Below are 22,151 nucleotides of genomic sequence, written 5' to 3' on the forward strand. Positions count from 1 at the left end.
ATATTTTATATATGTTCACTGATCTCTTTTGCAATTGATGGACCAACATAAATGAAACCTGTCCAAACTTGTACCAAACAGGCACCCGCATCCAGCTTTTCCTTTGCATCCTGCGCTGTAAAGATGCCACCGCTGGCAATAACGGGGATGCGGGAATCCGAGCGCTGGTGGATATAACGGACCATTTCGGTTGCTCTTTCCCGTAGTGGTGCGCCACTTAGTCCACCTGCTCCTATCGTTTCAAGCTCTGCGTCAGTTGTGCGAAGGCCATCCCTTCTTATGGTGGTATTTGCTGCTACAAGTCCTCCCAATTGTAGCTCTATAGCCAGGGCAATCACATCATCCACCTGGCCTATTGTGAGATCGGGGGCTATTTTTAGCAATAATGGTTTGGGGCGAGGGTATTGGTTGTTTATGGTTTGCAAGTGGGAAAGAATTTTATGTAAGGCGTCCTTTTCCTGGAGTTCCCTCAGTCCGGGTGTATTAGGCGAACTTACGTTTACTACAAAATAGTCTACAACATCAAACAGTTCGCGAAAGCAGATTTCATAGTCTTTCCATGCATCTTCATTTGGTGTCAGTTTATTCTTTCCGATATTACCCCCTATAATCAGTTTTGGGTGAAGGTTGGCGGGATGCGCCAGCTTCCAACTTTTCAGCCTTTCAGCAATAACTTTCACCCCTTCGTTATTAAATCCCATCCTGTTGATAAGCGCCTCATCTTTAGGTAAACGGAATAAGCGGGGACGATCATTTCCTACCTGGGGTTGGGGTGTTACGGTACCGATTTCAATAAATCCGAAGCCTAGTGATTCAAGCTCCCGCAGGTACCTTGCATTTTTGTCAAATCCTGCGGCAAGGCCCACACCGTTTTTAAAAGATAATCCGAATGCCTCAATTGTTCTGGCACCCGGGGCTGTAAAACGTCGGGTGATGTATTTGCGGATATAGGGAAGCGAACAAGCCAGCTGGAGCATGTTCATGGAAAAATAGTGGGCTGTTTCAGCAGATAACCTGAAAAGTATATTTCGGATGATTGAGTACATAATTGTCAAAAAAAAACCTTTGGAGGGGCTTTTCAAAAAATTATTTTTCATGGAAAGTGAGAACCACTTAAATTTGAATAATAAGGTTGTCTATGCAACTATTAGGGCAAAGCTCTGATGCAGCTTATTTCTAGTCATATAAAATATTTTTCATGCAGGAAGCATATATAGTAGCCGGATTCAGGACTGCCGTCACCAAGGCAAAGCGTGGTGGATTCAGGTTCGTAAGGCCCGACGATCTTGCGGTGGATGTGATAAAAGGCCTTTTGGCAACTATACCACAGCTTGATCCACAGCGGGTAGATGATTTAATTGTTGGCAATGCGGTTCCGGAGGCTGAGCAGGGGTTGCAGATTGGAAGGATGATATCGGTTAGGGCACTTGGTATTGAAGTTCCGGGAATGACTGTTAACCGCTATTGCGCCAGTGGTCTTGAAACAATCGCCATTGCTACCGCCAAAATCCGGACTGGGCAGGCAGAGTGCATAGTTGCAGGTGGAACGGAAAGTATGAGTCTTGTACCAACCGCAGGTTGGAAGACTGTTCCTGCTTTTAGTGTTGCCAGTGAAACGCCTGATTATTATCTCAGTATGGGATTAACCGCAGAGGCTGTCGCAAAGGAATATGGCATCAGCCGCGAGGCGCAGGATGAATTCTCCTACCAGAGCCATCAAAAAGCCATTCGTGCTATACAGGAAGGTCATTTCAAGCCAGGTATTTTACCCATGAAAGTGGAACAGGTTTATCTTGATAATAAGGGCAAGAAGCAGAAGAAAGATTTTATAGTAGATACCGATGAAGGTCCACGGGCCGATACCAGCATAGATGCCCTGGCTAAACTTAAGCCTGCTTTTGCAGCCGGTGGCGTTGTAACTGCTGGTAATTCATCACAAACCAGTGATGGGGCTGCTTTCGTTGTAGTAATGAGTGAGCGGATGGTTACAGAACTGGGCCTGAAACCTATCGCCCGTTTGGTAGCATGTACTAGTGCAGGAGTCCATCCCCGCATAATGGGTATTGGTCCGGTTGCTGCCATCCCTAAGGTATTAAAGCTAGCGGGTATAAATTTGTCTCAGGTAGACCTTGTAGAATTAAATGAAGCCTTTGCGTCGCAGGCATTAGCAGTGATACGTGAAGCAGGTCTTGATCCATCCTTTGTTAATATAAACGGGGGAGCCATTGCTCTGGGTCATCCCTTAGGATGTACAGGTGCTAAACTGACAATCCAGATAACCCAGGATATGAAAAGGTTAAACAAAAAATATGGTATGGTTACAGCGTGCGTAGGAGGAGGACAGGGGATTGCAGGTATAATTGAAAACCTTTGAAAAGTATAGAACATAGCAGGCCGGGTTAATCCCGGTTTTTTTATGATGATCGGATCATATTAAAATATAGTTTCTTTGTATCCTATGAACAGGGTATTCATTACAGACGATCATGAAATGTATTTGGAAGGCCTCTCGCTACTATTGCAAAAGCAACCTTCCGTGGAAGTTACCGGCATCAGTCGTTCAGGATCAGGTTTACTGGATAAGCTTAATCACCTTACAGCAGAAGATATCCTCCTTCTTGATGTTAATCTTCCTGATATGGATGAAGAAGAATTGATAAAAAAGATAAGGGAGATTAGGCCTAAACAAAAGGTAATATATCTAACACTTATGCGAGGTACGCGCTACGTACACAAGTTAATCAAATATAGCGTTCAGGGCTATGTGCTGAAGACTGCATCAGTGGAAGAACTCGTTAGAGCAATTAAAAATGTGGCTGAAGGCGGAACTTGGTTCAGCAAGGAAATTGACGTGATGAGCGATGACGATTTTAGAAATACCCTGACTATTGAAGATAAAAAAGTTGATGAGATACTTTCCAGGCGCGAAATTGAAGTGTTAAAGCTGGTTTGCAAGGAATACAGCAATGCCGAGATAGCACAACGGTTATTCCTTAGCGTGAGTACTGTAGAAACCCACCGTAAAAACCTTATTGCGAAATTAGGAGTTCATAATACGGTGGGTCTTGTAAAATTTGCCCTAAGGAACAACCTGATAGATTGAGATATATTTTACTGATATCGGTTTTGTTTTGCTTCTTTAATTGGGCATATTCACAGATTGCAGATACTAATACCATAAAGCAATTGTATGATAAATCGCTCGGTATCTCAGAAGACAGAGTAGATTCAATACTGGCCAATTCCGCGTTCATTGAAGAGCAATCGGAAAAGTTGCAATATAGTAAGGGACAAATACTTGCAAAACGATTGAGGGGCCTCGCCAGCGAGTATTCAGGTAATTATCAGGAAGCCATCAATTACTATTTGGTAACTCTCGACCTGGCAAGAGTGGAGAAAAGCCGCGAATATGAGATCGCCGCTCTGAGTGATATCGCCATTGTTTATTCTGAAATCAAACAACCGCAAAAAGCACGTGAGGTTTACTTGCAATGCCTGAAAATTGCTTTTGAACAGGGGGAAATTAATACTACAATATCCAGTTATACAAATATCGGAGCAATTTATAACCAGCTGGATCAGCCCGATAGTGCATTGTTTTTTCTTAATAATGCATTGGAATTAAGCAAACGGTATAATCTTAAACAAACACTTCCTGTGATTTATAATAATACTGGCAATGTTTATTTCCGTAAAAAGAACTTTACCCGTGCGATAGAATACTTTCGTCTGAATAAACAGTTTCATGATTCCACTGGTAATAAATCTGATCTCTGGTATGATAACCTGAATATTGCTGATTGTCATCTGGAAGCCGGATTATATGATTCTGCAACCCATTATTTAGATATGGCTCTCGAAATTTCCCGGCAACTTAAGAGCCGTCAAAAGGAGGCAGACAGTTATTCACTTTATACCAAACTTTATGAAAAATTGGGACGGTATAAACAGGCCTATATTTTCCAGAAAAAGTGGTATACGCTGGATACTGCTTTAGTGAATGAAACTTCAAGTAAGACGATCGCTGAAATGCAGGAACGCTTCAATGCCCGCGACAGGGAAAAAAAAAATAAATTACTTGTATCGGAAGTAGACCGGGAGAAATTAAAAAATAAAAACCTTAGCCTTCTGGTTTTGGCGGCATTCATTATTGCGCTACTGGTGGGTATCTCTTTATTGATCTATAGAAGGGCTAATTTAAGATTGCAGGAAGTAAATATCCAGATCCAGAAACAAAAAGAAAAAATGGCAATACTCAATAAGGAAAAGAACACACTTATCGGTATAGTCTCTCACGATCTCGGTTCACCCTTGGCCAGCATTGGTATGTGGAGTAACCTGCTTGCTAAAGAAGATAATCTGACAACTGACCAACAAAAAGCCTTGGAAAGAATTCGCGCATCGGCCCAGGATGGTGAGAAACTTATTCGTAATATCCTGGAGGTGGAGAAGGAAGGTTCTAAAAGAGAGAGAATTGAATTGGAGGAGACAGATATTGCGTCCTATCTCAACTGGATGGTTGGTGAATTCCGGGATATGGCGGATGCTAAAGGGATAAAACTGGAATTTCCTCAGATTGTTTCGGGAGTGTTCCTGCTAACAGACCAGGCAATATTTCGCAGGATCATCGAGAACCTGGTATCGAATGCTATAAAATATACTGAACCTGGGAAATCTGTTTATGTTAAGCTGGTAAATGCAGATGATCATGTGGAGCTAATTGTTGAAGATGAGGGAGTAGGGATTCCGGAAGCGAAGCAAAATCTTCTTTTCACCCCTTATGCAAATATTGGCAACCGTACTACTGATGGCGAGGCTTCCAGTGGATTGGGACTATCAATAGTAAAGAGGTTGGTGAATGAACTGAATGGAACCATTCAATATCAACGGGCAAATCAGGGTGGAAGTGTTTTTAAAGTTTGGTTTGGAAAATAAAAGCATCGCGGTTGCAAAAATGTAAAATCCCCTTATATTTGCAACGCAGTTTCAAAATTATTATTATGCCAAGGCTCGTGTTGCTTACTATTTCCATTTTCCTGATTATAAGTACTGTTAGATCACAACTGCGGAATTCAGTATCAGGCAAGGTAACGGACGCAATCAGCGGTAAACCCCTGGCCGGTGCATCTATTATTATTTCAGATCTCAGAACCGGCGTGGTAACTGATGAAAATGGCGTTTTTTCATTTAGGAATGTGGCTGCTGGCAGGCATCTCTTTGAGGTTTCATATGTTGGCTATGCTTCTTTTTCAGAGTATATTTTTATTTCCCCCGGTACAATAAGGGATTTTTTGCTGAGTCCATCGGTGGTAGAAAATGATGAAGTAGTAGTTACAGGAATAAGTGCTGCAACGCAGGCAAGAAGGAATCCCGTGCCAGTAAATATTGTCAAAAAAGTTGATCTTAATCGCACAGTATCCACGAACCTGATAGATGCGCTGAGTAATAAACCCGGGATTTCACAGATAAGCACTGGACCGGCAGTTTCAAAGCCAGTAATCCGTGGGTTGGGGTATAACAGGGTTATCGTGCTCAATGATGGTACCAGGCAGGAGGGGCAGCAGTGGGGGGATGAACACGGTATTGAGATCGATGAGTACAGTGTTCAAAAGGTTGAAATCTTAAAGGGTCCCGCTTCACTCATGTATGGAAGTGATGCCATGGCGGGAGTGATCAATATACTGACCAATGTTCCGGTTCAGGAAGGGGTGTTTAAAGGTTCTGTGACTTCCGCTTACCAAACCAACAACAGGCTACGCGGATTAAATATTAATCTGGGGTCAAATAAAAACGGATTCAGCTGGAATGCATATGGATCATTAAAAGCTGCGGCGGATTATGAAAACAAGTATGATGGTAAGGTCTATAACTCCAAATTCAATGAAAAGAACTTTGGCGGGTACATCGGGTATAATGGTAACTGGGGGTATAGCCATTTAATGATCAGTAAATTCAACCAGAAGCTCGGAATGGTAGAAGGGGAGCGGGATGAAAAAGGAAATTTTCTAAAATTAATGCCAGGAGGAGTGGCGGCTGTTGCAAGACCATCGGACTTCAAAAGTACTGATCCACAGGTGCCAATGCAGCAGATCAGACATTTCAGGATCACATCAGATAATAGCATTCAGGTGAGGCAGAACAGGCTTGCTTTTAAACTAGGATATCAAAGAAACCAGCGTATGGAATTCGGCAATCCAGATAATCCAACCGATAAAGAATTATATTTTGATCTTAATACACTAACCTATTCTGCCATCGTTCATGTGAAGCAGTTTAGTGGGTGGAATGCAAGTGTTGGAGTAAATGGTATGTTCCAGGAGAATAAGAATAAAGGTGAAGAAGTTCTTATACCGGAATACAATACTATAGATGCTGGAGTATTTGCTTTTGTGCAGAGGAATCTGGATAAATTCAGCTTCAGCGGGGGGCTACGCTTTGATAACAGGAATACCAACTCAAAGGCTTACCAGGATGGGAATGATTTAAAGTTTGAATCATTTACAAGGAGTTTTTCAAACGTTTCGGGTAGTGCCGGACTAAGTTATCTTCCAACATCTGCATTTACATTCAAGTTCAATTTATCGCGCGGTTTCAGGACTCCCAGCATTCCTGAACTCTCCTCGAATGGTAGTCATGAAGGTACCAATCGATATGAGTATGGAAATCTTAGCCTGGTTTCGGAAACAAGTTTACAAACAGATTTAGGTACAGAGTTTAGTTCTGAACATATATCAGTTTCTGCAAGTTTATTTAATAATAGTATAAATAACTACATTTTTTATCGAAAGCTTGAAGCTGTGGGAGGATCCGATTCGCTAGTGGATGATAATATGGCATTTAAGTTTGACCAGCGCGATGCAGCATTAACCGGATTTGAGGCAGTAATAGACATACATCCACACCCCCTGGACTGGTTACATTTTGAAAATACTATTTCCTTTGTGAGAGGCAGATTTCGTGAAGGCATTGATGGTAACCGTAATATTCCATTTATGCCAGCAGCGCATTGGATATCTGAAATACGTGCAGACTTTGAAGGTGAATCAAAACTCATCGGGAACCTTTCCCTTAAATTACAATTTGACAATACATTCTGTCAGACGGAAGTATTTAGCGTTTACAACACGGAAACAGTTACCGGAGGCTATTCACTGTTGAATGCAGGGTTCAGCACATCCATCCTTTCAAAGAAAAAAAGTATCGCCAATATTTATTTCAATATTATGAACCTGACAGATAGAGCATACCAGCATCACTTAAACAGGTTAAAATATACGGCTGAAAATCCATTAACCGGACGTACTGGTGTATTCAATATGGGAAGAAATTTCAGTATCAAACTGGAAATACCTTTTTCAGGATCTCTATAATGCTGACATCTCAGTTCCGATAGCCTTTCTTTCCCCAATTTGCTGGCGCCACATGGCGTAGTAAAGTCCCTTGTCTGAAACCAGTTTATTGTGGGTTCCTGTTTCTACAATTTCTCCTCTTTCCAAAACATAAATTTGATCAGCATGCATGATAGTAGATAAACGGTGAGCGATCATCAGGGTGATCTGATTTCTTTGTGCTGATATATTTCGGATTGTACGTGTGATTTCTTCTTCAGTGATTGAATCAAGTGCTGAAGTGGCTTCATCAAAAATCAGCAGGTCAGGTTGGCGAAGAAGGGAGCGTGCGATACTAAGTCGTTGTTTTTCGCCACCACTAAGTTTTAGTCCTCCTTCTCCTATCATAGTATTAATGCCATTTTCGGCTCTCAATAAAAGATTCTGGCAACTTGCTTTATCCAACGCATCCTGTACATCTTCATCGCTTGCGCCAGGTTTTACAAAAAGAATGTTTTCTTTTATGGTGCCGGCAAATAGCTGTGTATCCTGGGTAACGAAACCTATTTGTTTTCTCAACTCTTCAAAGTCAATTTCGTTTTCATTGATACCATTGTATTCAATAGATCCTCCCTGCGGACGATACAGTCCTACCAATAATTTAACAAGTGTTGTTTTACCAGCACCTGACGGACCAACAAAAGCAATTGTTTGTCCTTTAGCTACCTCAAAACTGATATCCTGTATGGCATGGTGTTGTGCAGTTTTATGTTTGAAGCTTACATTCCTGAAAGCGAGAGTAGCTATGGCATCGAGCGCTTTGGGATGTTCCGGGCGAGCTTCAGGTTTCTTTTGCATCAGGGTCTTAAAGTTATTAAGTGATGCTTCCGCCTCCCGGTAAGAAAGGATTATATTTCCTATTTCCTGTAAGGGACCAAAAACGAAAAAGGAAAATATTTGCATGGTAACCAGCTCTTCGGGATTCATTTTTTCCCGATAAATCAACCACATCAGAAGGAAAAGGATTACCTGCCTTAAAGTATTAACAAATGTACCCTGAACAAAGCTGAGGCTTCTGACTCTTTTCACCTTGGTAAGTTCAAGTCCCAGGATCTTATACGTATTGCGATTAAGACGTGCTACTTCCTGTGTGGTTAATCCAAGGCTCTTAATAAGTTCAATATTCCTGAGTGATTCTGTAGTAGTACCTGCCAGAGAAGTGGTTTGGGAAACGATATTTTTCTGGATGGTTTTTATTTTTCGGCTAAGAATATTTGTCAGAAATGTAAGCAGCAGAATACCACTGAAATAAACAAGGGGCAATGACCAGTGAATTGTAAAAGAATAGGCTGCAACAAATAAAACTCCTATAATGACGCCAAAGAGAATATTTATGAAATTGGAAATAAACTTTTCAGTATCTGTTTCCACTTTCTGAAGAATGCTTAAAGTTTCGCCGCTGCGCTGATCTTCAAATTCATGGAATGGCAGTTTCATTGCATGCTGCAGTCCATCGGTGAATACTTTAGCACCAAATTTCTGCGTAATTACATTAAAGAAATAATCCTGGAATGCTTTGGCAATTCGACTGATCATGGCTACCGAAATCGACAATAGTAGCAGCCATCCTACTGCCTTGCCGAATTCTGGCCAGGTGTAATTTTTATAATCAAAAGCGATCTTGGTCATCTTCCCAAAAATGATCGGATCAATAAGAGAGAAACCTGTATTGATGCCCGCAAGTAAAAGGGTAAGCAATACAAGCCATTTATATGGTTTGAGGTATTGAAGCAGAATTTTCATAATGTGGTGGCTAAAACTAAAATTAGATAAAACCTTGCAATGTCAACCTTAGCAGTATCGAAGTTCTCCTAACGCAATGAGAGCGGTTTTGTTTAACGACCCCATGTTTCTCTGTCAAGGCTCCGGTATTGTATGGCTTCTGCAAGATGCTCGGGATAGATTTTTTCTTTTCCCTCCAGGTCTGCAATAGTCCTGCTTACCTTCAGAATCCTTTCATATGCCCTGGCAGATAGGCTAAGTGTTTCCATGGCTTTTTTCACTAGTTGAAGGCTTAAATTATCAAGTTCGCAAACCTCTTTTAAAAGCTGGTTTGTCATTTGTGCATTGCAATAAATACCATTAAACGAAGAAAACCTTTTTGCCTGGAGTTGCCGGGCTGCTATTACCCTCTGCCTGACGGTTCCCGAGCTCTCCTGTTGTTTTGCAGTTTGTAGATCGCCGAAGGCAACCGGCGTAACTTCTACATGCAGGTCGATCCTGTCCATCAATGGTCCGGATATCTTATTAAGGTACTTAAGTACTGCACCGGGCGGGCAGCAACATGATTTAAGGGGATGATTAAAATATCCACAAGGGCATGGGTTCATGGAAGCAATCAGCATAAAACTTGCCGGAAATTCAAGCGACATCCGCGCGCGAGAGATGGTTAAGCGCCTCTCTTCCATAGGTTGTCGCATCACCTCCAGTACCGTTCTGTTAAATTCGGGAAGTTCATCAAGAAATAAAACGCCGTTGTGTGCGAGCGAAATTTCACCCGGTTGCGGCATACTGCCACCACCTGCCATGGCCATATGAGAAATGGTATGGTGAGGGTTTCTGAAAGGTCGTTTACTCACGAGAGAGGAATGGTCAGGTAATTTTCCGGCAACGCTATGGACCCTTGTAGTTTCAAGAGCTTCCTCGAGGGAAAGTGGGGGGAGAATTGAAGGGAGTCTTTTAGCAAGCATGGTTTTTCCTGAACCTGGAGGGCCAATAAGGATTGCATTATGTCCGCCGGCAGCTGCAATCTCGAGGGCTCTTTTAATATGTTCCTGTCCTTTTACATCCTGGAAATCGGGAACATTCTCCTGCTGTGCATTCAAAAAAACATCAAGTGTGCTGAGGTGGATGGGCGTGGATTCGGATGGCTTTTCCAATAAACGTACAACCTCATTCAAATGATTGACGCCAAAAACATCAAGCCCGTTCACAACTGCTGCCTCATTAGCATTAGTTTCTGGAAGAACCAAGCCCCGGAATGATTCACGGAGAGTGGTTAGGGCAATGGGTAATGCGCCACGGATAGGCTGAATTGAGCCCGTAAGTCCCAACTCACCCATTAGTACATAATGATTAAGTGATGCAATATTAACCAACTGGTCGGTGGCTGCCAGAATACCAATAGCGATAGGCAGGTCAAATGCTGATCCCGATTTTCGGATATCAGCCGGTGCGAGGCTGATGATCACTTTGGTTCGGGGCATGAAGTATCCATTGGATTTAATGGCGCTTTCAACGCGAAGCATGCTCTCCCTTACTGCATTATCAGGAAGGCCCACCATGAAGGTGTTGGTTCCTAATGTAACATTAACTTCAATTGAAATAGTTATAGCTTCTATGCCATAAACCGCACTGCCAAAAGTCTTCACTAACATGATGGAAATTTACAGTCAGTCATTGAACTGTAAAACGGTGATTTCACGGAATCCTGTCGAGCATTTCCACAACCTTTTCCCGTTTAAGGATTAAATATCCCAACCTGTCGTTGCTGATTCCTTCACGTAGTTGGTAGCTGAAATAAAGTTGGTCATCGAGGACCTCAGTCTCAAAAAATCGGAAGAGAATATTTGGATATTGTTTTAGTTCTTCCCCGATCTCATACAAGTGGGTAGATAGAATGAAAAGTGAATTAGGAATTCTTATTAGCCCCCTAACTACCGTAAGAGAACATTTCATGGCATCCTGTACATTAGTACCTTTAAAGAGTTCATCAATAAGCACGAGCCATTTTCTGCCATCATTTATTTTAATAATGGTGTTTTTGATTCTTTGTACTTCATTAAAGAAATAGCTTTCTCCTTTTATAATATTGTCCGTTACATTGATATTGCTGAGAATTCCTTCAAACAATGAAAGCGACATTTTTTGTGCTGGTACGCCCATTCCAAGATGAGCAAGATAAACTGAGGCACCTACTGATTTTATGAAGGTGCTTTTCCCTGCCATGTTTGCCCCTGTGAGAAAAAGGAAATTGTGTTTAACATCAAGGGTAAGATCATAGGAAACTGGCTGTGGTAACAATATATGATAAAGACCTTTTGCTTCTATATATGGCTGTTCGCTGAGATTTATTTCCGGAAAATGGAGATCCAGATGTTTCATGGCTGTTGCCATGCTATACCAGGCATCAATCCGGCTGTAAATTTCGATAAGCTCTTCTGACTGGTTCTTAAAACGATACCGGAGGTAAGAACCAAAACGGATTGTTTCTCTTGAATCATATTTTTTACCAGGGGTGAGTTGCGATAGTTCCTGCAGGGTCTCATTTTTCAGCAAATAAGCAGCTCTGTCGAGCAGTGCACGGAGTTTTGCAGGGCTTTCAGGGGAATCCAGTAATGCAGTAAGTTCCTGAAAACCACGAATGAAATCAGCAAAGTGGCCAACACTGTAACGGACAATGGCGAAATCCGGACTATGGAATAGCTTATAGCTTATACCGTTAATGAGGCTATGGTCACCGGGTATTGTATCGATGGGTGATTCATAAAATTTGCCTATCACCATGATAGTACCATTACTGATACTCTGGGGCCAGATTTCTAATTTTTGGCCGATGATGGTCAATATATTTTGGGTTTCCCGAATTTGATTAATATCATGGAAGGGTTCGCGGAACATTTTACGAAGCCACTCCTTACCATCAAGTGTACGCGTAAAGTTCAACCGGTGAAAAATCGAGGACTCCTCATCCGGGTGGAATATATTGAGGTCGAGTAAGGAAGTCTTGTCTATTTCCATAGATTTCTAAGATAGCAATTAGCGGTCAAACCTGAGTCGCATACCTTTAGAGGATTCATCAAACTTCCCATTTCCATATACAAGATGCCCGTTAACAAAAGTATTTGTAATAACAGAAGAAAATGTCATGCCTTCTAATGGGCTCCATCCGCATTTGTAGAGGATATTTTCTTTATTTATCGTATGGGATTGGTTCCGGTCAACCAGAACTAAATCTGCGTAATAACCTTCCCTTATAAATCCTCTGTCTTGTACATTGAAGCATTTAGCGGGAGCGTGACTCATTTTATTCACAACCTGTTCAATGGTGATCCGGCCTTCTGCAACATAGGATAGCATTAACTGTAATGAGTGCTGTACCAATGGCAAACCAGCATGAGCATGCAGGTAGTTTTCCTGTTTTTCAGCCCATGTATGAGGGGCATGATCAGTAGCAATGATATCAAGGCGGCCATCCAGAAGGGCCTTCCATAAGGCAGACCGGTTATGAGGTGCTTTTATAGCCGGATTGCATTTGATTAGGTTTCCAAGTTGCGCATAATCATCACTGCTAAAATGGAGATGATGAACACAAACTTCTGCCGTAATAAGTTTGTCTTCCAGGGGAAGCATATTGGAGAACAGCTGTAGTTCCTTTTCAGTAGTAATGTGCAGTATGTGTAATCTGGTATTAAATTTTTTGGCAATCTGCACTGCATAAAATGAGGATTCGAAGCAAGCCTCTTCACTTCTTATAAGAGGGTGGTCAGCTGCAGTAAGTTCTCTTCCATTATTCATGAAAGAATCCAGATTTCTTTTAATTATTCTTTCGTCCTCGCAGTGAGTAGCTATCAGCAATTCAGATTCGGAAAAGATCTTTTCGAGTGACAATGGGTTATCAACCAGCAAACCTCCGGTAGAAGAACCCATGAAAATCTTAACACCACATACATCTTCCTTCTTTTCATTGGTTCGTAATATCTCTTCAATATTATCATTAGAAGTGCCCATGAAAAAGGAATAGTTGGCCAGTGAATTTGCTGCGGCAATAATATATTTCTGTTCCAGTAACTCCTGGGTGAAAACCGGGGGTTGTGTATTTGGCATTTCCATGAAACTGGTAACGCCACCGGCCACAGCAGCTTTTGCCTCGGTGTAGATTGTGGCTTTGTGGGTGAGTCCGGGTTCACGGAAATGTACCTGGTCGTCGATTACGCCTGGTAGTAAGAATTGGTTCTCCCCATTGATCTCGGTAATTACACCAGGACTGCTGAGTTGGGCACCTATCTTCTCGATACGTCCGCCACTAATTAATACATCTCCTGAATAAACGACCCCCTCATTTACTATTTGCGTATTCTTAATAAGGTATTTTTGCATAATTTGTTAATTATCCTATTAAAACAGACTAACCAATGCAAGTTATAAAAAGACTGCTTTACACTACCTGCTTATTGATGCCCTCGATGTTGATGGCCCAGTCGACCCTCTTACCACAGGGTCACAAACATCAGCAATTGATGGATCGCCTTGAGATTCGTTTCCGTGATAGCGCCCTAAGTTTTCAGCATCTGAAACCTTTTGACAGGAGAGGGTGGGTCGCAGCGTTGGAAAGTGTAGATACCACCGCACTTGGCGCTGTGGATGCTTTCAATTTACAGAATGCCCTGATGAATAATCAGGAATGGGTGACAGGTTCTAAGGATGGGTTTGTGAGTAGAAGACCATGGTTTAATACATTCTATAAAACCCGGGCTGATTTTGCCCTGGTTGATGAAAAAGATTTTTTTCTGAGTATCAACCCTGTCATACAGCAGCAGCAATCTAAAGAGTCAGATACAGAGGATAGAGTTTTTTTGAATAGTAAAGGACTTCGTGGCCGTGGACTTATAGCGAGAAAAATCGGCTTGGATTTTTACCTGACCGATAACCAGGAAAGACCGCCCTATTTCGTTCGTCAGTTTGAAGATAGTTTCCGTGCTGTGCCGGGTGCTGGTTTTTACAAACCCTTTAAAACAAGTGCATATGATTATTTTGATGCCAGGGGTTCTGTTTTTTTTGGGGTCACTAAATATATAAACGTACAGTTTGGGTACGATAAAAATTTTATTGGGAACGGTTATCGTAGTATGTTTCTCAGTGACTTTGGGAATAATGCCCTTTTCCTGAAACTGAACACCCGAATCTGGAAGCTTAATTACCAGAATATCTTCATGGAACTTACACCTACCAATCCCGCACGAAGTGGAGATCAGTTGTTGGATAAGAAATATGCGGCCATGCATCATCTCAGTTGGCAGGCAACAAAATGGCTGAATGTTGGTTTGTTTGAGTCGGTTATTTTCGGTAGGGCAAACCGTTTCGACTTCACCTATCTGAATCCGATTATTTTCCTGCGCTCAATTGAGCAACAGAATGGAAGTCCGGACAATGCCAATATAGGTTTTGATTTCAAGGCCAATGTGGCAAAAAAATTCCAGTTCTATGGTCAGGTGTTGTTTGATGAATTTAAACTAAGCGAGATTAAGGGTGGCAACGGCTGGTGGGCAAATAAATTCGGGCTTCAACTTGGTGGAAAGTATATTGATGTTTTGGGAGTCAAAAACCTTGATATACAAGGTGAGGTCAATGTTGCACGGCCTTTCACTTATACATTCCGTGATTCTGTTGCCAGTTATACGCATTATAATCAACCTCTTGCACATCCAAGGGGTGCCAATTTTATTGAATTTGTGGGAGTGGCCCGTTACCAGCCCTATCCAAGGTTGCATTTGCAGGCTAAGCTGATTGCCTGGAAACAGGGGATAGATTCTGCCGGTATAAATTTCGGTAACAACCTCAATAGCCTATATATAACCAGGCCTCGCGATTATGGATGGTCTATTGGCGAGGGACGAAAATTTACCGGTGTGAATGCTTCGTTGTGGCTAGGTTATGAATTATTGGAAAACCTCTTCGTTGACGCATCCCTGATGTTAAGGAAGGTAGACGTTCCGGATGATGCCAGGTTGACAAGAAACAGTAGTATGTTCACGGTGGGTTTAAGGTTAAATATGTTCCGAAGGGAGTATGACTATTAATATGGATAGTATGTTGCAACCATCCACGATACAGTTGTTGCGCTTGCCGTTTTCATTTTTTCTTCTCCCTGTATCCCTGTTTGCCTTAAGCCAGCCACTGGAAACAAATTGGTTGAAGGCGGGATTGCTTCTTATTATCCTTCATTTACTTGTATTTCCTGCAAGTAATGGTTATAATAGTTATATGGATCGCGATGAAGGTCCGGTTGGTGGTATAGAGAAACCTTTGCAACCAACACGCCAACTTCTCATTATCGTGTTTGCAATGGATACACTGGCATTGCTTCTTTCTTTGTTTGTAAGTGGTTGGGTATTTGCGGTATTGTTAGTCTATATCCTAGCATCAAGAGCTTACAGCAGCAGGAATGTAAGGCTTAAGCGATATCCGATATTAGGATTTCTGGTTGTGATTTTATGCCAGGGAGCGCTGGTGTTCTGGATGGTTTATCATGGGTCACATGCGAGTCAATCATTGAATGTGCCATTTACCGCATGTTTAGCCTCCACCCTGCTCATGGGAGGGGCCTACCCACTCACCCAGGTTTACCAACATGATGCTGATGGACTTGATGGAGTATACACAATCAGCATGCTTGCAGGAATAAAAGGAACTTTTATACTATCCGGTTTGTTATTTACTTTGGCTTTCCTGGTTCTGGGATTGCATTTTGCACTTCAGTTGGAGGCAGATCGTTTCCTTGTGTTGCTGGTTTGTTTTCTTCCAGTGCAGATAAACTTCTTTTCCTGGGCAAAAAAAGTATGGCGAAATCAGAACGAAGCCAACTATGAAAACCTGATGAAAATGAACCGGGTAGCTGCTTTTGGCGGCAATTCAGGTTTCTTAATTATACTAATCTGGAAAATAATTGGCTAAAATCATCTCTATTGGAACAGCGGTACCCCAACACCGTCATCCTCAGGCAGACATTCTTAAATTCATGCAGCGCATATATGCACTGGATGCATCAGAAGAAAGAAAGCTCAGATTTCTTTATGGACAAAGTGGGATAGAAGCGCGTTACAGTATCCTTCCTGATTATGGACGGCAGCCTGGGGGGTGGGAGTTTTATAGTCCCGAAGAAGCACTGGAACCTTTTCCTTCCCTGGAATTGCGGATGAAGTGGTATCAAAAGTATGCACCTGAGCTGTCGATTGCTGCTATTGAAAATTGTTTATCTCAAACTGACATTGAGAGTTCAGGGATCACACATTTAATTACAGTAAGCTGTACAGGCATGAGTGCCCCGGGTCTTGATCTCCAGATTGCTGAATTGCTTGAACTGCCTTCATGGATTAACCGAACATCAATCAATTTTATGGGTTGTTATGCGGCATTGCAGGGGCTTCGCCAGGCTAACCTGATTTGTAATGCCGACTCTACGGCGAATGTTCTTTTAGTATGCACAGAATTATGTACCCTTCATTTTCAAAAGCTTCCCACTCCCGATAATATTTCATCCGCCTTACTTTTTGGAGATGGAGCAGCAGCAGTTCTGATAAGTGGTGCCACAAACATGAAGGGAACAACAATACGCGATTTTTACTCTGAATATATTCCAAAAGGAAAACGTGATATGAGTTGGGAGCTTTCATCCACAGGGTTTCTTATGACACTTAGTGGTTATGTTCCCGATCTTATATCAACTGATATAGCACCTTTTATGCATCGTGCATTGGATAAGTATGGAATTTCGCGGGATGATGTTAATGCATGGTGTATTCATCCTGGTGGTAAACGCATATTGCAGTCGGTTAGTAAAAGTCTTGGCCTGCCAAATGAATCTCTTGATGCAGGATACCAGGTATTACAATCATATGGAAATATGTCATCCCCTACAATACTTTTTGTACTTAAAGAAATGCTTGCAAAAGGGGTTAATGGAAATATTATTGGTACCGCATTTGGCCCGGGCATCACAATTGAAAGTTGCTTGCTGGAGGCGGGTGTATCGTGAACATACGCAACCGATCCTTTCAACCGGAAATGCTTGATGGCGTTGATATCCCCTTTGAGGATATTCGGCAAAACATGGTTGAACTTGAAACAGTTAATAAATTACTAGGAGGTCATTCAATCAATAAAAAGGCTATCAGGTATTTAATGGGGAAGAAAAATGAATTGGTGATTTATGAAATAGGCTCGGGAGGTGGCGATAACCTTGCAGCTATCAACAACTGGGCTAAACAGAGAGGGATTAAGGTTTTCTGTACAGGAATAGATGTTAATATTTCATGTATAAGATTTGCCTGTGACCGGTATCCTGAGATAAGGTTCATATGTAATGATTATCGGGATCATTTTTTCGATCAGAAGCCGGATATTATTTTTTCCTCCTTATTTTGTCATCACTTCAAAAGTGAAGATTTGGTTGAACAGCTTCATTGGATGCGGCATAATTGCAGTCTTGGTTTTTTTATCAATGATCTGCATCGCAATATTGTGGCATACTACTCAATAAGGTTGCTAAGTTTATTATTCTCGAAATCCTATCTTTTGAAAAATGATGCCCCGTTATCAGTTGCCAGGGGTTTCCTTAGAGAAGAATGGGAAAACCTTTTGAAATGTGCAGGTATTTATTCGGCCGAGATAAGTTGGCAATGGGCCTTCCGCTGGTTAGTCACATTCAAACATGATAATGAACCCAACTAAGCATACATATTTTGATGTGGCTGTAGCGGGAGGTGGACTTGCCGGCTTATCAACTGCTATTCAACTGGCCAGGGCAGGACATTCAGTTGTTCTGGTGGAGAAAAATTATTATCCATTTCATAGGGTATGTGGTGAATATATCAGTGAGGAAAGCAGACCCTTTTTACAACAGCTTGGTGTTCCTTTTAAATCGCTTCAATTACCTGAGATCCGCAAATTGATTGTAAGCTCCCCGAATGGCAAAATCGTGAATATTCCGCTTAATCCAGGTGGATTTGGAATAAGTCGACATCTCCTAGATGGTATTCTGGCAGGTTTCGCGAAATCAGCAGGAGTAATGTTATTGGAAGGCTCACGTGTACAGGATGTATGGTACGATAACGGTAATATGTACCTGCAAACTTCCGGACAACTGATCAGTAGTCAGGTTGTGGTGGGAAGTTTTGGAAAAAGAAGCAGGCTCGACCTTAAATGGAAAAGACCTTTTACTCAGGATAGACAAGGGAAATCGAGCAATTATATTGGAGTAAAATATCATATTCGAATTACTCAACCACAGGATACTATCGCCCTGCATAATTTCAATGACGGTTATTGTGGGGTATCGGCCATTGAGGAGGGTAATTACTGTTTATGTTACCTGACAAATGCTAATAACCTCGGCCTTAGTAATAATTCGATTCGCCAGATGGAGGAAAGAATTCTCTGCCGCAATCCATTGATCCTCAAGCTTTTTGATTCGGCTGAAATGATCTGGAAAGAACCCCTGAGTATTTCAAATATTTCATTTGCAGCTAAAACTCAGGTTGAGCAACATGTTATGCTAGCTGGTGACGCAGCAGGTATGATAACACCTTTATGTGGTAATGGCATGAGCATGGCCTTGCATGGCAGCAAACTATTATTTCAACAGGTGGATGCTTTTTTAAACGGGAAAATCAGTCGGCAGGTGATGGAACAGCAATATTCAAAACAATGGCGGCACGCTTTTGGCATCAGGCTGAAGGCCGGAAGAATTATACAGGAGTTTTTTGGTGATCCCGTGCTTTCTCGGCTTTTGGTAGGGTTATCTGACAAATTACCTGGTTTGGCAGCTTACCTGGTTAAGCAAACGCATGGGAAGCAATTTTAAAAAATGAGAGGAATCAGTTTATCGCGGATAAAATTCATGGTTTTTGTTTGGTTTGCATTTAATCATGCCGCATTGGGCCAGGATTACCATGCAGTCCAGGGTTCCAACTATTCAGGCGCTCTTAGCGTTCACAACAACCCTGCTTCGATTGTAAATGTTCCCTATCCATGGGATATAACGGTGATCGGTATCCAATCAAAGTATAGTACGAATGCTATTAAGATAATCGATTATTCGCTGTTGGGGAGTCCGGTAAATTCTAAATTCCAGATTCTCGGCGGCAATTACAGGCGTTTTGCTCATCAACAAACTAATATTAACCTGGTGAATACGCGGATAGCAATTGATCAGAGAAAAGCTGTGGCGTTTGGAGTTAATTTTAAGACTTTCGGCAACAGCTCCACCAGTGTATATAATTTTCGGGATAGTATTCAGACCTTCAACAGCTTTTTATCCATTAATGAAGAATCTGAGTCATTTAATGTTGAATTACGCGGCAGCAGTATTATAGAATTTTACGGGTCATATGCGCAAACGGTAATTGAAAATACAGACATGCGTGTCAATGCAGGCTTGACTCTTAAGTTGAACAGAGGTGTTGCAGGAGGGCGGGCCGATATCATTGACATTAAGCACCGGCGTCGCGATACAGGCGGGTATGAAGTTGCAGGGGGGGACTTCCTGTATGGTTATTCATCAAACCTTAATGAATGGGCCGAAAACGGGGAAGGCAGTACTAGCCCGGGCAAGCTGTTAGAAAATACGAGGACCGGTTTTTCTTTTGACGCGGGATTTGAAATTGTTTTGAAGCCGGGAGGCGATCCCGGTGTTATGGATGATGAGGAGTCATATTACGACTATGACTGGAAGTTAGGCGCATCCCTTATAGATGCTGGATGGGCAAAATATAATTATGGTTCCCAGAGTAAAATTGGAAAAATGCCTTCTGAAGGGGTTACAGGTAGCATACTTGATTCTAAACTCAATACGGCGTTTAGTAGCCTTACCCAGTTAAATGATTCTATATCAACATTTACAACTTTAAATCCCCTGGGTGGTGATTTTCATGTTTTTCACCCCGGGCGACTAGTATTGAATGCAGATCGCTATCTATTTGATGCATTTTACCTGAATGGAGAAATTAGCCTGAATGTTGGGGGTGTTCTGGGAAAGGAGAGACTTTACCTTAGGAATATGAATGTATTTCGAATAACACCACGTTGGGAAACCCGGAGGTGGGGTATTTACCTGCCTCTGCTGCTGAATAATGAAAATCAATTTTGGGTTGGGGCAGGTTTTAAGGCTGGTCCATTACTGATAGGTTTCCATAACCTTGGCAATATCTTTTCAAAGGACAAAATGGCCAATGGTGGGGGATATATAACATTAAATATCAGGCCCGGTAAAAAGGTGACTGGCTCAAAAGGAAGCAAATTTCTGGATTGTCCACCACCACCATAAGTGGTAAAAAAGAAGTGAATGTTGCTTGTTTTACAGCATATATAAGGATCCTGTAATACATTTAGGATTAAACCAAGTTGATCTATGTCGCACACAAAAAAAACACTGGTTCTTGGTGCTTCGGATAATCCATCCCGTTATAGTTACCTTGCAATAAAAAAGCTCAGAGCATATAACCACCCTGTTGAAGCCATTGGCCGTAAAGCTGTTACAGTAGGTGATGTGGTGATCCATAAGGATAAGCAGGATTTTGATGGCATTGACACGGTCACTTTATATTTATCGCCCACTAATCAACAGGAATACTACGATTACATTCTTTCATTAAAGCCCCGGAGAATCATTTTTAATCCGGGTACGGAAAATGAGGAATTGTATGAATTGGCGATGGCGAATAAGATATATCCGCAGGAGGGATGTACACTGGTGATGTTAAGTTCAGGCCAGTATTAGTAAAAGTTGTTCACTTTTGTGAGAAATTAATTTAACCATAACAGGCGCAAAGAAAGGTATTAAGGGGGTTTTTCATTAAATTAGTAAAACCCATTTTTATGTTATGGAGAAAATTTAATGGCGATCCGATCGATATTCCGATCCGTGACGCCGTAGAAAAAGCCATCAGGCGTGAAACCGAAAATGGTTATCATCTAAAAGTTTGTATTGGAACAGACTCGCAGGTGAAAGGCGCCGAAACCGAATTCGCAACCGTGATTGTATTCCTACGCGAAGGCCATGGTGGATTCATGTTCATTCACAACGAGAAAACCAGGCAGAAGTATTCTATTAAGGAACGAATGCTGGTTGAAGTGGCCAGGAGTATAGAGATTGCCTATGAGCTATGCAACCTGTTCACCGAATACAATGTTGACATGGAAGTGCATGCGGATATAAATACAAATCCAAATTTCAAGAGTAATGATGCCCTGAAGGAAGCGATGGGTTATATTCTGGGAATGGGATTTGCTTTCAAGGCCAAGCCCGAAGCTTTTGCAAGTAGCAGTTGCGCAAACAAAGTTGTGAATTGATCAATTTGCTTAATTATTCACCAGATACCTGTTGATTTGTTTGCTCAATCATTGAAAGGATTTTGTCTCTGCCCATTTGCTTTATAGCACTAGTAACTACGTTTGCTGGCAGAAATTGCCATGTTTTTCGCATCTCCTCCAGAAAGGATTTTACATTTTTTGATACTGTTCTTTGGTTTTCCTTATCTGCTTTGGTGAACACCAGGGTAAATGGGATTTCCCATTCTCCGAGCTGATTAACAAAATCAAGATCAAGCTTTTGGGGTTCATGCCTGCTATCAATAAGTATGAAGACCATTAACAGGTTTTCACGTTTACGCAGGTAATTTTCTATCATTTGCTCCCATTTACGGCGGTTAGATTGTGACACTTTAGCAAAACCATAACCTGGAAGGTCAACCAGATACCAATGGCTAAAGTCCTTTGCTCCTTCCTTTGAAACACTGGTTATCTCAAAATGATTGATAAGTTGTGTTTTCCCTGGGGTGCCGGAAGTTTTTGCTAGTTTCTGGTTTTTGCAGAGCATATTAATCAGTGATGATTTACCCACATTTGACCTGCCAATAAATGCGTATTCGGGTTTATCGGGAGGCGGGCATTGCGCCACTTCTGGACTGCTGATCAGGTAAACGGCTTTTGTGATATGCATTTGGCAAAGATAGGGAGATGGGGGAAGCGTCTTTTTCCTTAATTTCG

The 22,151-nt window shown here is 41.8% G+C and carries 18 protein-coding genes; 12 read left to right on the top strand and 6 right to left on the bottom strand.

Features of this window, described 5'->3' with window-relative positions; all coding sequences use genetic code 11:
- Positions 1-5: 5 nt before the first annotated feature.
- Positions 6-1,046, bottom strand: coding sequence for a quinone-dependent dihydroorotate dehydrogenase (locus tag HY58_RS02790; RefSeq protein WP_039127257.1), 1,041 nt, complete (start codon positions 1,044-1,046; stop codon positions 6-8).
- Positions 1,047-1,198: 152 nt separating this feature from the next.
- On the opposite strand from HY58_RS02790, the gene HY58_RS02795 reads away from it, so the two are divergent.
- The 4 genes from HY58_RS02795 (at position 1,199) to HY58_RS02810 (ending at position 7,370) form a co-directional block, all read left to right on the top strand.
- Positions 1,199-2,374, top strand: coding sequence for an acetyl-CoA C-acyltransferase (locus tag HY58_RS02795; RefSeq protein WP_039127260.1), 1,176 nt, complete (start codon positions 1,199-1,201; stop codon positions 2,372-2,374).
- 84 nt (positions 2,375-2,458) lie between these two features.
- Positions 2,459-3,103, top strand: coding sequence for a response regulator transcription factor (locus tag HY58_RS02800; RefSeq protein WP_039127262.1), 645 nt, complete (start codon positions 2,459-2,461; stop codon positions 3,101-3,103).
- Positions 3,100-4,935 carry a tetratricopeptide repeat protein gene (locus HY58_RS02805; protein ID WP_039127265.1) on the top strand — a complete coding sequence of 612 codons (1,836 nt, stop codon included), beginning with the start codon at positions 3,100-3,102 and terminating at the stop codon, positions 4,933-4,935. The genes HY58_RS02800 and HY58_RS02805 overlap by 4 nt, the downstream gene beginning before the upstream one ends.
- A 65-nt stretch (positions 4,936-5,000) precedes the next feature.
- On the top strand, positions 5,001-7,370 hold the full coding sequence (locus HY58_RS02810; RefSeq protein WP_052323794.1) for a TonB-dependent receptor: 2,370 nt from the start codon (positions 5,001-5,003) through the stop codon (positions 7,368-7,370).
- On the opposite strand, the gene HY58_RS02815 is transcribed toward HY58_RS02810, so the two are convergent.
- The 4 genes from HY58_RS02815 to HY58_RS02830 form a co-directional block, all read right to left on the bottom strand.
- Positions 7,365-9,131 carry an ABC transporter ATP-binding protein gene (locus HY58_RS02815; protein ID WP_039127268.1) on the bottom strand — a complete coding sequence of 589 codons (1,767 nt, stop codon included), beginning with the start codon at positions 9,129-9,131 and terminating at the stop codon, positions 7,365-7,367. The genes HY58_RS02810 and HY58_RS02815 overlap by 6 nt on opposite strands.
- A 92-nt stretch (positions 9,132-9,223) precedes the next feature.
- On the bottom strand, positions 9,224-10,765 hold the full coding sequence (locus HY58_RS02820) for a YifB family Mg chelatase-like AAA ATPase (RefSeq protein WP_039127270.1): 1,542 nt from the start codon (positions 10,763-10,765) through the stop codon (positions 9,224-9,226).
- Positions 10,766-10,808: 43 nt separating this feature from the next.
- Positions 10,809-12,128 carry a DNA mismatch repair protein MutS gene (locus HY58_RS02825; protein WP_039127273.1) on the bottom strand — a complete coding sequence of 440 codons (1,320 nt, stop codon included), beginning with the start codon at positions 12,126-12,128 and terminating at the stop codon, positions 10,809-10,811.
- An 18-nt stretch (positions 12,129-12,146) separates the two neighbouring features.
- Positions 12,147-13,487, bottom strand: coding sequence for a dihydroorotase (locus HY58_RS02830; protein ID WP_039127275.1), 1,341 nt, complete (start codon positions 13,485-13,487; stop codon positions 12,147-12,149).
- Between the two features lie 35 nt (positions 13,488-13,522).
- Here HY58_RS02830 and HY58_RS02835 point away from each other — a divergent pair, with 35 nt between their 5' ends.
- The 8 genes from HY58_RS02835 to HY58_RS02870 all read left to right on the top strand — a co-directional run bounded on the left by HY58_RS02835 (position 13,523) and on the right by HY58_RS02870 (position 21,455).
- A complete protein-coding gene (locus tag HY58_RS02835; protein WP_052323795.1) occupies positions 13,523-15,187 on the top strand; it encodes a hypothetical protein in 1,665 nt (554 codons plus the stop codon).
- Positions 15,177-16,061, top strand: coding sequence for a UbiA family prenyltransferase (locus HY58_RS02840; protein ID WP_052323796.1), 885 nt, complete (start codon positions 15,177-15,179; stop codon positions 16,059-16,061). Before HY58_RS02835 ends, HY58_RS02840 begins: the two co-directional genes overlap by 11 nt.
- Complete coding sequence (locus HY58_RS02845; protein WP_039127278.1) at positions 16,054-17,142, top strand: type III polyketide synthase; 1,089 nt, start codon at positions 16,054-16,056, stop codon at positions 17,140-17,142. The genes HY58_RS02840 and HY58_RS02845 overlap by 8 nt, the downstream gene beginning before the upstream one ends.
- Positions 17,139-17,837 carry a methyltransferase domain-containing protein gene (locus HY58_RS02850; protein WP_039127281.1) on the top strand — a complete coding sequence of 233 codons (699 nt, stop codon included), beginning with the start codon at positions 17,139-17,141 and terminating at the stop codon, positions 17,835-17,837. Before HY58_RS02845 ends, HY58_RS02850 begins: the two co-directional genes overlap by 4 nt.
- Entirely contained in the window at positions 17,824-18,969 is a 1,146-nt protein-coding gene (locus HY58_RS02855) for an NAD(P)/FAD-dependent oxidoreductase (protein ID WP_039127987.1), read from the top strand. The genes HY58_RS02850 and HY58_RS02855 overlap by 14 nt, the downstream gene beginning before the upstream one ends.
- Before the next feature lie 3 nt (positions 18,970-18,972).
- Complete coding sequence (locus tag HY58_RS02860; protein ID WP_039127283.1) at positions 18,973-20,430, top strand: hypothetical protein; 1,458 nt, start codon at positions 18,973-18,975, stop codon at positions 20,428-20,430.
- A gap of 84 nt (positions 20,431-20,514) precedes the next feature.
- The gene (locus tag HY58_RS02865) at positions 20,515-20,883 is read left to right on the top strand and encodes a CoA-binding protein (RefSeq protein ID WP_039127288.1); all 369 of its coding nucleotides are present in this window, start codon (positions 20,515-20,517) and stop codon (positions 20,881-20,883) included.
- Between the two features lie 98 nt (positions 20,884-20,981).
- Positions 20,982-21,455, top strand: coding sequence for a ribonuclease H-like YkuK family protein (locus HY58_RS02870; protein ID WP_039127291.1), 474 nt, complete (start codon positions 20,982-20,984; stop codon positions 21,453-21,455).
- A gap of 13 nt (positions 21,456-21,468) precedes the next feature.
- Here HY58_RS02870 and yihA read toward each other — a convergent pair whose 3' ends face one another.
- Positions 21,469-22,104 carry a ribosome biogenesis GTP-binding protein YihA/YsxC gene (gene yihA, locus HY58_RS02875; protein WP_039127295.1) on the bottom strand — a complete coding sequence of 212 codons (636 nt, stop codon included), beginning with the start codon at positions 22,102-22,104 and terminating at the stop codon, positions 21,469-21,471.
- Positions 22,105-22,151: the final 47 nt, after the last annotated feature.

The sequence above is a fragment of the Flavihumibacter sp. ZG627 genome (genome assembly GCF_000814325.1).
Taxonomy (GTDB): Bacteria; Bacteroidota; Bacteroidia; order Chitinophagales; family Chitinophagaceae; genus Flavihumibacter.